General features: G+C 46.1%; 9 protein-coding genes. 4 read left to right on the forward strand and 5 right to left on the reverse strand.

Going from position 1 to position 14,663, the window contains the following annotated elements:
• The first annotated feature begins 78 nt into the window (after nt 1-78).
• The 3 genes from ACRN9H_RS04250 (at nt 79) to ACRN9H_RS04260 (ending at nt 5,030) form a co-directional block, all read left to right on the forward strand.
• Nucleotides 79-1,206 (forward strand): efflux RND transporter periplasmic adaptor subunit, encoded by a 1,128-nt coding sequence (locus ACRN9H_RS04250; protein WP_432312596.1) that lies wholly within the window; start codon nt 79-81, stop codon nt 1,204-1,206.
• Nucleotides 1,206-4,346: a multidrug efflux RND transporter permease subunit gene (locus ACRN9H_RS04255; protein WP_432312597.1), complete on the forward strand. Its 3,141-nt coding sequence runs from the start codon at nt 1,206-1,208 to the stop codon at nt 4,344-4,346. The genes ACRN9H_RS04250 and ACRN9H_RS04255 overlap by 1 nt, the downstream gene beginning before the upstream one ends.
• A 210-nt stretch (nt 4,347-4,556) precedes the next feature.
• Entirely contained in the window at nt 4,557-5,030 is a 474-nt protein-coding gene (locus ACRN9H_RS04260) for an NYN domain-containing protein (RefSeq protein ID WP_220773339.1), read from the forward strand.
• A gap of 89 nt (nt 5,031-5,119) precedes the next feature.
• On the opposite strand, the gene ACRN9H_RS04265 is transcribed toward ACRN9H_RS04260, so the two are convergent.
• The 5 genes from ACRN9H_RS04265 to ACRN9H_RS04285 all read right to left on the reverse strand — a co-directional run bounded on the left by ACRN9H_RS04265 (nt 5,120) and on the right by ACRN9H_RS04285 (nt 13,576).
• A complete protein-coding gene (locus tag ACRN9H_RS04265) occupies nt 5,120-5,575 on the reverse strand; it encodes a group I truncated hemoglobin (RefSeq protein WP_432312598.1) in 456 nt (151 codons plus the stop codon).
• Nucleotides 5,572-6,438 carry a DUF3034 family protein gene (locus tag ACRN9H_RS04270; protein ID WP_432312599.1) on the reverse strand — a complete coding sequence of 289 codons (867 nt, stop codon included), beginning with the start codon at nt 6,436-6,438 and terminating at the stop codon, nt 5,572-5,574. Before ACRN9H_RS04270 ends, ACRN9H_RS04265 begins: the two co-directional genes overlap by 4 nt.
• 77 nt (nt 6,439-6,515) lie before the next feature.
• Complete coding sequence (locus ACRN9H_RS04275; RefSeq protein ID WP_432312683.1) at nt 6,516-8,822, reverse strand: EAL domain-containing protein; 2,307 nt, start codon at nt 8,820-8,822, stop codon at nt 6,516-6,518.
• A 343-nt stretch (nt 8,823-9,165) separates the two neighbouring features.
• A complete protein-coding gene (locus ACRN9H_RS04280; protein WP_432312600.1) occupies nt 9,166-12,324 on the reverse strand; it encodes an efflux RND transporter permease subunit in 3,159 nt (1,052 codons plus the stop codon).
• A gap of 13 nt (nt 12,325-12,337) precedes the next feature.
• Entirely contained in the window at nt 12,338-13,576 is a 1,239-nt protein-coding gene (locus tag ACRN9H_RS04285; RefSeq protein WP_432312601.1) for an efflux RND transporter periplasmic adaptor subunit, read from the reverse strand.
• Between the two features lie 392 nt (nt 13,577-13,968).
• Between ACRN9H_RS04285 and ACRN9H_RS04290 the strand changes: the two genes are divergently transcribed.
• On the forward strand, nt 13,969-14,595 hold the full coding sequence (locus ACRN9H_RS04290; protein ID WP_220773345.1) for a TetR/AcrR family transcriptional regulator: 627 nt from the start codon (nt 13,969-13,971) through the stop codon (nt 14,593-14,595).
• Nucleotides 14,596-14,663: the final 68 nt, after the last annotated feature.

Raw genomic sequence — 14,663 nt, forward strand, 5'->3', positions numbered from 1 at the left:
CGCAGACGTTATTCACTAGAATAGCGGCATTAGAGCGATCGTCTTTTTTAACTGCCTTTGCACGAGATAATAATTACAATGAAAAAAACCATTATTGCCATTGCCCTGCTTGCAGTTATCACCACTGTAGTGAGTTTCAGTGATGTCCTGCAAGCGGCTAAACCAGAAAGTGCAGCACATTTAATGCGCACCGTCCCAGTGGTCACGGGGGAAGTGATTGAATATCCGCTGGCACAATCCGTTTCATTAATAGGCAAGCTTGCTGCCGAGCGCGCAGTGATCATAGCGCCGCAGGTGACAGGTAAGATTAAACAAATCGCGGTGACCTCAAACCAAGCGGTAAAAAAAGGTCAGTTACTCATCGAACTCGACGATATTAAAGCCCAAGCAGCAGTGGCTGAGGCTAATGCTTTTCTCAATGATGAAAAACGTAAACTCACAGAATTTCAAAAACTCATTAGCCGCAACGCCATTACCCAAACCGAGATTGATGCCCAAAAAGCCAGTGTCGATATCGCGCAAGCTCGTTTAGCCTCAACCCAAGCTGATTTACATTATCACTACCTCACAGCGCCGTTTGCAGGTAACACAGGTTTGATTAATTTCAGCGAAGGCAAAATGGTTAGCGTGGGGACTGAGCTAATGTCTTTGGATGACCTATCCAGCATGCGCCTTGACCTACAAGTGCCAGAGCATTTTTTGTCGCAGTTGAGTATTGGCATGCAAGTGTCGGCGACCAGCCGTGCTTGGACAGGTGAAACCTTTGCCGGCAAAGTTGTCGCCATTGATCCCCGTGTTAATGAAGAAACCTTAAACCTTAAAGTGCGAGTGCAATTTGATAATCCTAATAATCGCTTAAAACCGGGCATGATGATGTCATCGACTATCACCTTCCCCGCGATTTCAGCGCCTATGGTGCCGGTACAAGCGCTTGAATACTCAGGAACTAAACGCTATGTATACGTAGTAACTGCCGATCATATTGCTCACCGCACCGAAGTGACGCTCGGCGCACGTATCGACAACCAAGTCTTAATTGAAAAAGGGTTAAACGTCGGAGATAAAGTGGTGGTGCAAGGTCTGGTGAATATGCGCGATGGCTTACTTATTAATGAAGTGACGCTTGATACCAAAACATCAGCCAATGCCGCTACCCCCTCAAATACCGCCGAACTTTCAGGCACTAAAGCTGCGGAGACTAAATAATGTGGCTGTCCGATGTTTCAGTTAAACGCCCCGTCGTTGCCATCGTTTTAAGCTTACTGCTGTGCGTATTTGGTATCGTATCGTTCACTAAACTGTCGATACGGGAAATGCCCGACGTCGAAAGCCCTGTGGTCACTATCAGCACCAGTTACTCGGGTGCATCAGCGGCCATTATGGAAAGCCAAATTACTAAGACCCTAGAAGATGAATTAACCGGCATCAGTGGTATCGACGAAATCACTTCAACTACCCGTAATGGAAGTTCGCGTATCACAGTCCAATTTCTCCTTGGTTGGAACTTAACTGAAGGGGTCAGTGACGTGCGTGATGCGGTAGCCCGCGCCCAGCGCCGACTACCTGAGGATGCTAACGATCCTATCGTCTCAAAGGACAACGGCTCCGGCGAGCCCTCTGTCTATGTAAACTTAAGCTCGAGCGTCATGGATCGCACGCAATTAACCGACTATGCCCAACGTGTATTAGAAGACAGATTTAGTCTTATCAGTGGCGTAAGTTCTATTAGTATTTCCGGCGGTTTGTATAAGGTGATGTACGTCAAGCTCAGACCCGAGCAAATGGCGGGGCGCAATGTTACCGTAACTGATATCACCAACGCTCTGCGTAAAGAAAATATTGAGACACCCGGCGGCCAAGTACGCAACGACACCACGGTAATGTCGGTGCGCACTAAACGCTTATATTACACAGCAAAGGATTTTGACTATCTGGTTGTTCGCACCGCAAGTGATGGCACACCCATTTATTTAAAAGATGTTGCCGATGTTGCCATTGGTGCACAAAACGAAAACTCTACCTTTAAAAGCGATGGTATAGTTAACATCAGCTTAGGCATTATTTCTCAATCCGATGCCAACCCGCTACTCGTCGCCCAAGAAGTGCATAAAGAAGTGGAACGGGTACAGGACTTTCTACCGGAAGGCACGAACCTTATTGTCGACTTTGATTCAACTGTATTTATTGACCGGTCCATTAATGAGGTTTATAGCACCCTCTATGTGACGGGTGCTTTGGTTGTACTGGTGCTGTATATCTTTATCGGGCAAGCACGGGCGACCTTAATCCCTGCGGTCACAGTCCCTGTCTCGTTAATCTCGGCGTTTATCGCCGCCAATATGTTAGGTTACTCGATTAACTTGCTCACATTAATGGCATTAATCCTCTCAATTGGACTGGTGGTCGATGATGCAATTGTGGTGGTTGAGAACATTTTTCACCATATAGAAAAAGGCGAAGAGCCCTTACTCGCAGCCTATAAAGGTACCCGTGAAGTTGGCTTTGCCGTTGTTGCAACCACGGCAGTATTGGTCATGGTGTTTCTACCGATTTCCTTTATGGATGGCATGGTCGGCCTGCTATTTACCGAGTTTTCGGTGATGCTAGCAGTTTCAGTATTGTTTTCATCCCTTGTGGCTTTAACGCTTACACCGGTACTCAGCAGTAAACTACTAAAGGCCAACGTCAAACCCAATCGTTTTAACCGCTGGGTTGACAGTGGTTTTGCCCGCATGGAAAGAGTCTATCGCGTGGCGGTAACCAAGGCGATTAAACTACGTCTACTCGCGCCTTTGGTCATCCTCGCCTGTATTGGTGGTAGTGCTTGGTTAATGCAACAAGTACCGGCGCAACTCGCACCACAGGAAGATCGCGGCGTATTATATGCCTTTGTTAAAGGAGCTGAAGGCACCAGTTATAACCGTATGACCGCCAATATGGACATAGTCGAAGACAGGCTTATGCCATTATTGGGACAAGGCGTACTGCGCTCTTTTAGCGTGCAAGCCCCCGCGTTTGGTGGCCGTGCCGGCGATCAAACTGGTTTCGTCATCATGCAGTTAGAAGATTGGGAAAATCGTGATGTTACGGCTCCGCAAGCCCTCGGCATTGTGAGTAAAGCTTTAAAAGATATTCCCGATGTGATGGTCCGCCCTATGATGCCCGGCTTTAGAGGCCAATCGAGTGAACCCGTACAGTTTGTACTCGGCGGCTCTGATTACGCTGAATTGTTTAAATGGGCGCAGGTATTAAAAGAAGAAGCCAACGCCAGCCCCATGATGGAAGGCGCTGATTTAGACTACGCCGAAACCACACCAGAACTGATTGTAACTGTCGATAAAGAGCGCGCAGCAGAGCTTGGGATCAGTGTGGATGACGTGTCACAAACCTTAGAAGTCATGCTGGGTGGCCGTACAGAAACTACCTATGTCGATCGCGGTGAAGAATACGATGTGTATTTACGCGGTGATGAAAACAGTTTCAACAATGTCGGTGACTTAAGCCAGATTTATATGCGCTCAGGCAAAGGTGAGCTCATCACCCTCGATACCGTTACCCATATTGAAGAAATCGCCTCGGCGCAAAGACTAAGCCACACCAATAAACAAAAATCTATCACCCTTAAAGCCAATATCAGTGAAGGCTACACCTTAGGGGAATCCTTAACGTTTCTCGAAAATAAATCTATCGAGTTGTTACCTAAAGATATTTCGATTGGTTATACGGGTGAGTCTAAAGATTTTAAAGAAAACCAGAGCAGTATCTTTATTGTATTTGGTTTAGCCTTGTTGGTGGCTTATTTAGTACTAGCAGCGCAATTTGAGAGTTTTATCAACCCATTAGTGGTGATGTTTACTGTGCCCATGGGCATATTCGGTGGTTTTTTAGGCCTGCTGATTACCAGCCAAGGGATTAACATCTACAGCCAGATAGGCATGATCATGTTGATTGGCATGGTGACCAAAAACGGTATTTTAATTGTCGAGTTTGCTAACCAATTACGTGACAGAGGCTTTGAACTCGATAAAGCCATTATCGACGCCTCATCACGCCGGTTACGGCCTATTCTCATGACTGCCTTTACGACATTAATTGGCGCGGTACCGTTAATATTTTCAACCGGTGCAGGTTCAGAAAGCCGTATTGCCGTGGGTACTGTGGTGTTCTTTGGTATGGCATTTGCCACCTTTGTAACCCTACTCGTTATCCCTGCTATGTATCGATTAATTTCAGCAGCGACCCATTCCCCAGGTTATGTTGAAGCTAAGCTAGACGCGGCAATTAAAGCCCAAGAATTAGCGGCGCAAGAGGCAGCGAAACAGCAGGAGCTCATGCCTAAAATGTAAACCGCTGTGATGTCATAAAGCCAAGGTATTGATGCCTTGGCTTTTTTTTGGCTTAGAGTCTTAACGCCCTGCAAATTTTTGAGTAAACAATGCCAAGTGCATATGCTTAGTTTATATCTGCAGACGGATCCAAGTGATAAATGCTCCCTTAGCCTTTGTAATTATATTTGTATGTTATAGTGATTTTCTCAACCAAGGTGGGACACTCTATTGAAAAGAATAGCTTTATTTGTCGATGTGCAGAACATCTATTACACCTGCCGTGAAGCCTATGGCCGCCAGTTTAACTATCGTAAATTGTGGCAACACTTAGGTTATGAGGGCGATATTGTATTGGCCGTGGCTTATGCCATCCACAAGGGCGACGATGGTCAATTAAAATTTCAAGACGCGTTAAAGCATATCGGTTTTGAGGTAAAGCTAAAACCGTTTATTCAGCGCAGCGATGGTTCGGCCAAAGGCGACTGGGATGTAGGGATCACCATAGATATTATGGAAGCCGCGGGTGAAGTGGATTCAGTGATCTTGCTGTCTGGTGATGGTGATTTCGATTTATTACTGCAAAAAATTCATCAAAAATATGGCGTTGAAACCCAAGTCTATGGCGTACCTACCCTAACGGCTAAATCCTTAAGGGATTCCGCATCTCAATTTCATCCTATCGATGCAGCGTTATTACTCTAGAGCACATAAAAAAATGCTGCTATCAATCATGACAGCAGCATATGAAGTTCACTATTTTGGTCGGCGATTTTTTGAGCGTTACAACATGCCTAATGATAGGTAATGTCTGAATACATAGGCGCAAGCCTTTTTAGTAGTGCATTACGGGTCGCTAATGGTATGTGTTGCTCTTTCATCGATGCGATCAAATGCCCCACTAAGGCATCAAAATCCGCTTGGGTAATATTTAAACCTTGGTGTGTTTTTTCCATGCTTTCACCGTGATATTCACAATCACCATCGGCAACCCAACAAATATGCTCAATTAATCGCTCACGAAATAACGCAATATCGGTTGCATCAAAGTGATGTACGATACGCGTGTCTGTTGAGATACGTTTTAATAATCCATCAATGATCGCACTGACGCCCGCATCATTACCTAAAGCTTGATATAGGCTTGTAGTATCCGCTTGCAAAGGGGCGGGTTGAACCGATTTGTCGGCGCATCCGCTACTGAGTAGCACAAAGGTTAACGCCATCATTGTTATCCATAAACGGCTCATAAACTGCCCTCAACCGAGACATACCAGCCTTGCTGATCATCAAAACCCGCAATACTGCCTAATTTGGTATAAGCGGTAACAACGGAAAGATGTTTATTGATAAACCATGCTAAAAATACATCCTGCCAATCGTCCTCACGGGCAAAGCCGAGTTCATTGGGTTTCTGCCGATACTCAATACCCAGCGCTAAATTATCCGTTAACAACACAGCAGCAGATGCCTCAAACATCCATTGATAGTCATCAAAGGTTTGGCTGCCAAAACCTAATAAACCAGTTTGATTCGCCTTGGTCGCGCGCACTGTGCCATTGAGTAATAGGTTACGTCCCGCCAGCGCATCAAAAAATATTTTACTGGCAGCAACATACCAATCAATTCCCCAATCATCTCGCGCGCCGACTGCCTGAGGGAGAGTAAAGTCGTCGACTTTTTTATACTGTGCGCCTAAGGTAATTTGTGGCATTGCAGTATAAAGCAGTTCTCCTGCCACCTTATATTTAACGCCAACGATATCTTGGCCTAACTCGCCGCCCATGGTATCCAAATCAAAGGTTTGTCGCGCCACGCTGAGTTCAAATCGATTATCAAAACTCAAAGATGCGCCAATGACCTTAAGCGTAAAATCATCGACATAAACACCCGTTGCCATTGCCGTTGCCGACCATTCGCCGCTACTCGCATAACCATTAATCACGGCCCATGGCACTATGCCGCCACCAGCACTGCCCTCTATGGTCGTCGCGCCGCCCGTTGCCACTACACGGCTACCTTCGGCTAAAGCAGCCGTTGAGCCCAGTAAAAAACACAGGTAAGGTAAAGCCTTTACATAATTCAAAACGAATGAATTTATGGCAATGCTCACTGGATACTCCGCAGTTATTTTGAGCGAAGACAAAGCTTCGTTTAATGTCTTTTTAACGTTACTTTGAACGAATTAACTTAAGCTTCAGTGGTTTTTGGATGATTAAACGCTTCAAACCACACATCAAAATCGGCCACTTTTAACGGTTTTGAAAACACATAGCCTTGAATCATATCGCAACCTAAATGACGTAGAACCTCAACACCCTCCTGCTCTTCAACGCCCTCAGCCACGACGGTAAAACCTAAGCCGTGGATTAATTGAATGCTGGTATTGACGATCATCACATCTTGACTGTCGGTCAGCATATCTTTAATAAAGCTACGATCAATTTTCACTTCATTAACGGGTAAAATTTTCAAATAAGCTAGCGATGATTGACCTGTGCCAAAGTCATCAATGGCAACTGATACACCAATGTCACGAAAGCGCTGCAACACACTCACCACTGTCTGTGCATCTTTCATCACAGCGCCTTCGGTGACTTCAATGCATAGCGCCCCGCTCGGCAGATTATTATCCTTTAATAAACTGGCGATTTGATTCGGTAAGCGGGTATCGGCTAAGTCGTGGGCCGACAGGTTTATCGCCAATTTAAGTACTAAGCCCTGTTGTTGCCATAGAACTAATTGTTTGATGGCCTGCGTGAGCACCCATTGGCTGACAATATCAATGTTGCCTGAGTTTTCAGCGAGTTGAATAAATTCATCGGGAGAGATAAACCCTAATGTTGGATGTTGCCAACGGATTAAGGCTTCAGCGCCAGTGCATTGATATAAATGCAAATCCACTTTTGGTTGAAAAACGAGATAGAGTTGGTTTTGTGCCAAGCCTATCGGTAAATCACGAATAAGCGTGAGTTCGCGCTGGTATTTCTCATCATCGCCCTGACGATAACTCACCACCCGTAGCTCTTCGAGACAGGCTTGATTAAGGGCAATTTCGGCGCGGCGCACTAACACATCGACATCGGTACCATTACCATCGATTACTAGTAACCCAGCCCTTACCGTCAAAGATATATTCGAACCTTGAACAGGAAATGGTGCTTCGAGCATATCCAGCGATTTAAGTAAGTGTTCGGGGCGTATTCCTTGGTTATAAAGCAGTAAAAACGAATCGCCATCTAAACGCGCAAGTAAATCGGGCGTCGGTGCTAATTGCTCTAAACGGCGCGCAAATAAGATTAATAAGTTATCCGCATTGGCAAACCCAATAATGTCGTTAATATGACGAAAATGTTTAATATCCAGTAATACCATAGCACCGGATAAACCTTGCCCAAGCTCAGCCAAACACTGCTTCGCGGCAAAACGATTAAGCAAACCCGTTAAGCTATCGTGGCGAGATTGATACACTAAATCCTTTTCACGCGCCTCTATATCTTCACGCATTAACGATAAACTGCTGGCTAACACTTCTAACTCAGCGGGAGCACCTTGGATTTTATTAGGTACTACGCCTTGGCCTATTTTACGCGCATAGGTCACCAATTGGTGCACCGGTGCCATTAAGCTACCCGATAACCAGATGGCTATCGCGATCGCTAATGCTAAGGTTAAGGCAAAAATAAACAGCATGTTATTACGTAACTGCTGGTAACTTTGTTGCCATTTAAGGTTCGATTGATGCAACAACGCTAACTGGCTACCATTGCGGTCGTACAACTTGAGAGCCATGGTCAGATGATCTACCGGAATCGTTTCACTGGGTATGGTGAGTAAATTAGGTAACAAGCTCGCTTGCGTTAATACACTCAATTTTTCATCATCGGATAAAGTGGAAGCTATTTCGGTGCGGCCGGTATCTTGATTGACAAAACTGACATCGATACCCGTAATCGCTTTAGCTTGCTGAGCCACTTTCTCATCTAACACAAAGCCCATGCCAACCCACGCGATTAACGTCGGCGCTTTAACCGGTTGCAGTACAAACTGATAACTTACATGGTCAAAGTTTAATATCGCCAAGGCATTATTACTGCTAGTGGTCATATCAAATAAAGACTGAATATCCTCTTGGTCAAGCCCAGGAATACTCGAGGTTAATAATGCCCCTTTAGGTGATAACAACACCACGGCATCGGCGCCAATACGCGAGCCATGATTAGATAATACCGACTCAATGGTTTCTTGCTCACCCGTTGCAATCGCCCGTTTAAAACCAAAATCCGCACTGAGCACAGAGAGACTCTGGCTTAGCTGTATACCGCGATTAGATAACACCTCGAGAAATACGTTAGCGCCAATATCGAGGCTTTTCTGTTGCTGTAAAAAGTTGTCTGTTTGCGTCGCCGTTAACACAGAAAATGCGGTAGCAAACTGCACTAAGGTCAGCACAATAAAAAAGACTAAAATGAGCCGCGCGCGAAAACTATTCAGCATGTAATGCATTGCCTCAAATATTAACAATGCCATGCCCACCAGTATTAGCTAAAAATGCCATACAGAGTTAACCTTTTCCTTTATATCGCGTTTAACATCCATCACTTAACATTGAACACAGAGCAATATTCAACCCAATCATGCAGCAGTACATCATAACAGCCATTTAGCATTATGGTACTGCGGCTAATTTTAGTAACAAAAATCTAATCTAGAGGCGTTAATAGCGCGGTCCTAATCTAAAGAGTTTAAGGCTGCTTCTCATACTGTTGTACCGCAAATAAAAAAGGGCTTACATAATGTAAGCCCTGATTTAATTCATCATTCAATAAAGGGGCACAACCTAAGTTGCTTTAGCCTCATTATCGTCATCGACTTTTTTGCTGCCGCGCTTTGCCAATGCGTAGTAAAATAGCGGCGTTAAGATAAGGCCAAACACTGTCACCCCTATCATACCGGCGAATACTGCCACCCCCATAGCTTGGCGCATCTCAGCGCCAGCTCCCGTGGAGAACACCATAGGCACCACACCCATGATAAAGGCGATAGATGTCATCAAGATAGGTCGTAAACGTAATCTTGCCGCCTCTAATATCGCCTCCATAGGCGCCATTCCATGATCTTGCTTTTCTTTTGCAAACTCGACGATCAAGATGGCATTCTTAGTCGCCAGCCCCACCAGCACTATGAGGCCAATTTGGGTGAAGATATTATTATCACCACCGTAAATTAACACCCCACTGAGCGCTGAGAGTAAGGTCATTGGGATGATTAAGATAATCGCCAATGGCAAGCTTAAGCTCTCGTACTGGGCTGCGAGCACCATAAACACCAGTAAAATCACCAACGGGAAGACGAATAAGCCCGTATTGCCCGCTAAGATTTGCTGATAGGTCAACTCAGTCCACTCATAACTCATGCCGTTTGGCAGTGTCTCGGCGAGAATTTTCTCAATCGCCGCCTGCGCTTGGCCGGTACTGACACCCGCGGAAGGACTCGCATTGATTTCTGCCGTGGTGAAACCGTTATAGTGCATTACTCTGTCAGGACCTGAACTTTGGCTGACGTTAATGAATGACCCTAGTGGGATCATGTCACCATTCAGATTGGGCACCTTCAGCTGACTGATTTGCTGCGGACTTTGACGGAACGCCTCATCGGCTTGCATATTCACCTGATAAGTTCGACCAAAACGATTGAAATCGTTGACATAGGTCGAGCCCATATAGGTTTGTAATGTCTGGAAGATTTGATCGAGCGATACGGCCTGCTGTTTCGCTTTAGTTCTGTCAATATCCAGTTCAAGTTGTGGTACGTTCACCTGATAGCTAGAGAACACTCCGGCTAATTGAGGATCGGCCCACGCCTTGTACATCACTTGTTGGGTCACCTGATACAAAGCCTCATAACCCAGGTTGGCTCTGTCTTGAATTTGCAGACGGAACCCTCCTATGGTGCCAAGGCCTTGCACAGGTGGCGGCGGGAAGATGGCAATAAACGCGTCTTGAATACCGGCAAACTCTTGATTCAATTGCCCAGCGATGGCGTTAGCCGACAGCTCTGGACTCTTGCGCGCGTCAAAATCATCAAGCGCAACAAACACCACGCCTGAGTTAGGACTATTGGTAAAACCGTTGATGCTAAGACCAGGAAAAGCAATCGAGTGCGCCACACCAGGATGATTAAGTGCTATCTCAGACATCTTTTTGATAACTGCATCAGTACGCTCAAGGGATGCAGCATCGGGCAACTGAGCAAACGCGACTAAATACTGCTTATCTTGCCCTGGTACATAACCCGTTGGAGTGTGAGCAAATTGCACGCCTGTTAGCGCTACCATACCTAAATACACTAGGCCGATAATGCCGCCAAAACGGATCACTTTACGCACTAACCAACCATAACCATCGGATGCACGGCTAAATAAGCGGTTAAAAGGGGCAAATAACCAGCCACCGAGCAACTTATCCATTAAACGGGTTAAGCCATCCTTTGGTGCATCATGGCTCTTGAGCAATAATGCGGATAATGCTGGGCTCAAAGTGAGTGAATTAATCGCCGAAATAAAGGTTGAGATAGTAATCGTCAAGGCAAACTGTTTATAGAATTGCCCGGTTAAACCACTCATAAACGCCGTTGGAATAAACACCGCTGCTAGCACTAAGGTGGTTGCCACAATCGGGCCTGTGACTTCCTTCATCGCCTTTTGCGTCGCCGCAACAGGGCTTAAACCTTCGGCAATATTTCGCTCGACGTTTTCGACCACCACAATCGCATCATCGACCACAATACCGATGGCGAGCACCAGTCCAAACAGCGACAGCGCGTTGAGCGAAAAACCCAACAGATGCATAAAGGCAAAGGTACCGACTAACGACACAGGCACAGCCACCAAAGGGATAATAGAAGCGCGCCACGTTTGCAAAAATAGCACCACCACTAATACCACTAACAGCACGGCTTCAAGCAAGGTTTTGATCACTGCCTCAATCGAGCCACGCACGAACACTGTAGGGTCATAAACGATGTCGTATTCTAAGCCTTCAGGGAAAGACTGAGATAATTCCGCCATTTTGGCGCGTACATCGTCAGAAATCTGAATCGCATTTGAACCCGATGCTTGGAATACCGGAATCGCCACCGCGTCTTTATTATCCAACAGTGAACGCAGCGCATAGCTCGTAGCGCCAAGCTCGATGCGAGCCACATCCTTCAAACGATTCACTTCACCGTTTTGGCCGACTTTAATGATGATATCTTCAAACTCAGACAGCTCAGTTAAACGGCCTTTCACGTTGATCAATAACTGAAAATCAGCACTACCACTAGGCTGAGCACCTAAGCTACCAGCGGCGGCTTGTTGATTTTGCTCACGTACGGCGGCAATAATATCGGCGGGCGATAAGCCCAGCGCCGAGACTTTATTCGGGTCGAGCCAAATTCGTAGACTATATTCACCAGCGCCAAATAAACGTACTCCGCCCACGCCTTTAATGCGGGCTAACTCGTCTTTGACGTTCAGCGCAGCGTAGTTAGACAAATACAACATGTCATAACGGTTATCCGGTGACAGTAAATGCACCACCATGGTCAAATCAGGTGAGGATTTTTCAGTGACTATGCCTAAGCGTTGTACTTCCTGCGGCAAACGCGGCATAGCGCGATCAACACGGCTCTGCACTTGAGTTTGTGCCCTATCGACATCCGTACCAATGGCAAAGGTAACCGTTAGCGTCATGCGCCCATCAGACGTTGCCTGCGATGACATATACAACATGTCTTCAACGCCATTGATTTCCTGCTCCAGCGGCGAAGCCACGGTTTCGGCAATCACTTTAGGGTTCGCGCCAGGATAGTTAGCAGTCACCACTACTGTGGGCGGCACCACTTCTGGGTATTCTGTTATCGGTAACTGCCAAACGGCAATCGCCCCAGTGATGAAAAACAGCAGTGACAGTACGGCTGCAAATATCGGTCTTTTAATGAAAAACTGCGACAACATTGTGTGTTATTCCTTAACCGCGACTAGCCGTTTCAACCGCTTGCGCCGTCAAATGATCTTGGTTTTTATCGAGCATTAACTGAGCTTGGCGTATTGCTTCCAGTTTATCGCTGTCGACCATTTCAACCATGTGCGGAGTAATCTGCATTTTAGGTCGCACGCGCTGCATGCCGTTAACAACGATATGGTCTTCTGCCACCAAACCTTGAGTGACTATGCGTAACCCTTGTACTTTTTCGCCCAAGGTCACGCCGCGATATTCAAGCGTGCCATCGGCGCCAACCACTAACACAAACTTATTATTAAGATCTGTACCAATGGCTTTATCATCAATCAAAATACCTTCGTAGGCGCCGCTACCGGCAGTGCGAAGGCGAGCAAACAAGCCTGGCAGCAAGTTATTGTCTTCATTATTAAAGATAGCTCTAACTCGAATGGTGCCGGTTTGCTTATCCATCGCATTATCAACAAAGTCGACCATGCCGATATGTTGGTAATCGCGCTCATTGGCTAAAGCCATATACACAGGATTGTCACCCGCGCGCGGATCATTACGCTTATTCTGCGCGGTTAACTTTACGTATTTAAGGTAAGTTTGTTCATCCACATCGAAATAGGCATACATGCTGGCGGTAGACACTAAGCTGGTCAGCACGCTCTGCCCTGCGGTCACATAGTTACCCGCGGTCACATTGGCGTAGGACACGCGGCCATCAATCGGTGCTTGTACTTGGGTATAAGCTAAATCAAGCTCGGCGCGCATCAACGCGGCTTTTACTGAGGCAACAGCGGCGGCAGTTTGGCGCTTATTTGAATTACGGGTATCGAGCAACTCGGCCGACACCGCCTTTTGATCAAACAACTTATCTGCCCGTTCAAAGTCATTTGTGGCCAGTTGCTCAGCAGAGATAGCGCTAGCAAGATCTGCTTTTAACCGGGCCACTTCAACCTCAAACACGCTCGGGTCGATGCGAAATAACACCTCACCCTTTTTCACTATCGCGCCTTCTTTAAAATTGACAGAGTCGATATAACCCGACACGCGCGGAATCAGCGTGACACTTTCTGGCGCTTGTAAACGGCCGGTAAACTCATCCCACTCGGTGACTCGCTCGTGTAAGACTTGGGCAACATCAACCATAGGCGCACTCGGTGCTTGCGCCTGCGGTGCGGTTTGCTCACCACAAGCAGAAAGAACGAAAGCGGCTATAGCCGTTAACGTCATTATTCGTAAAAAGTTATTCGTTATCATATTGCAATCCTTAAAGTGGCGGGCATTTCACGCTATTCGAACTCAAAAAATACATACCGATTGGTAAAGAATGTTCTGTACTGAGCGGTAATATATAGCGTAAAATAACGTTGTCAATAATTTTATGTACCAATCGGTACAAATTTAATTGACGAACGGATTATTACAAGGTATTGCATGAGCAGGTCTTAGGAAGAACAATTGATTTTTTATAGCTTATTAGTGGGTGTGAAGGCGTTTAACGGCTGTTATACATTGAACGATGAACTTAGCTGCCATCTAGGATGACTAAGTAGACATATTCACTTGTATCTGTGATGAGTCAGCAAGAGTGGCTTTACACCAGCTAAACCCATGTCTATCCTAGGGACAATTGAGAATTAAGGAGCCTAATGATGTCAACCGTCACCCAGACGCCCTGTGTAGGTCGCCCACGCGCTTTCGACACTGAGGATGCATTAGCAAAAGCTTTAGAAGTTTTCTGGCGCAAAGGTTTTGAAGGGACGTCATTAACGGACTTAACCCAAGCAATGGGCATTAATAAACCTAGCCTCTATGCCGCGTTTGGTAATAAAGAGCAGTTATTTATCAAAGCTATAGAATTATATGAACAACGTCCCTGTGCATTTTTCTACCCTTCATTAGAACAAGAAACCGCCTATCAAGTTGTTGAAGCGATGTTATTAGGTGCAGCCAGCTCCTTAGTTGATGAAAGCCACCCCCAAGGCTGCTTGATTGTTCAAGGTGCCTTGGCCTGTAGTGAAGCGGGGCAAGCCATCAAACAAACCTTGATCAATCGTCGCCGCGACGGTGAAATAGCACTTTGTGAGCGCTTGCAACGCGCTAAAGATGAAGGGGATTTACCCGCACATGCCGATCCTTTACTGCTGGCACGCTACATAGGCACTATGTTGCAAGGTATGGCCGTTCAAGCAACCAATGGCATTTGTCCAAAGGAACTGCGTAGCGTGGCTGAGCTGGTTCTGACACATTTTCGGGACGCTTTTTCTAAAAACTAACCCTGTATTTCCCTATATAAGTGCTAAGAAGAATATAATCCTAATCATATCCCCCCGATAAGACAATT

The sequence above is a fragment of the Shewanella sp. MF08487 genome (assembly GCF_050848685.1).
Taxonomy (GTDB): Bacteria; Pseudomonadota; Gammaproteobacteria; order Enterobacterales; family Shewanellaceae; genus Shewanella; species Shewanella glacialipiscicola.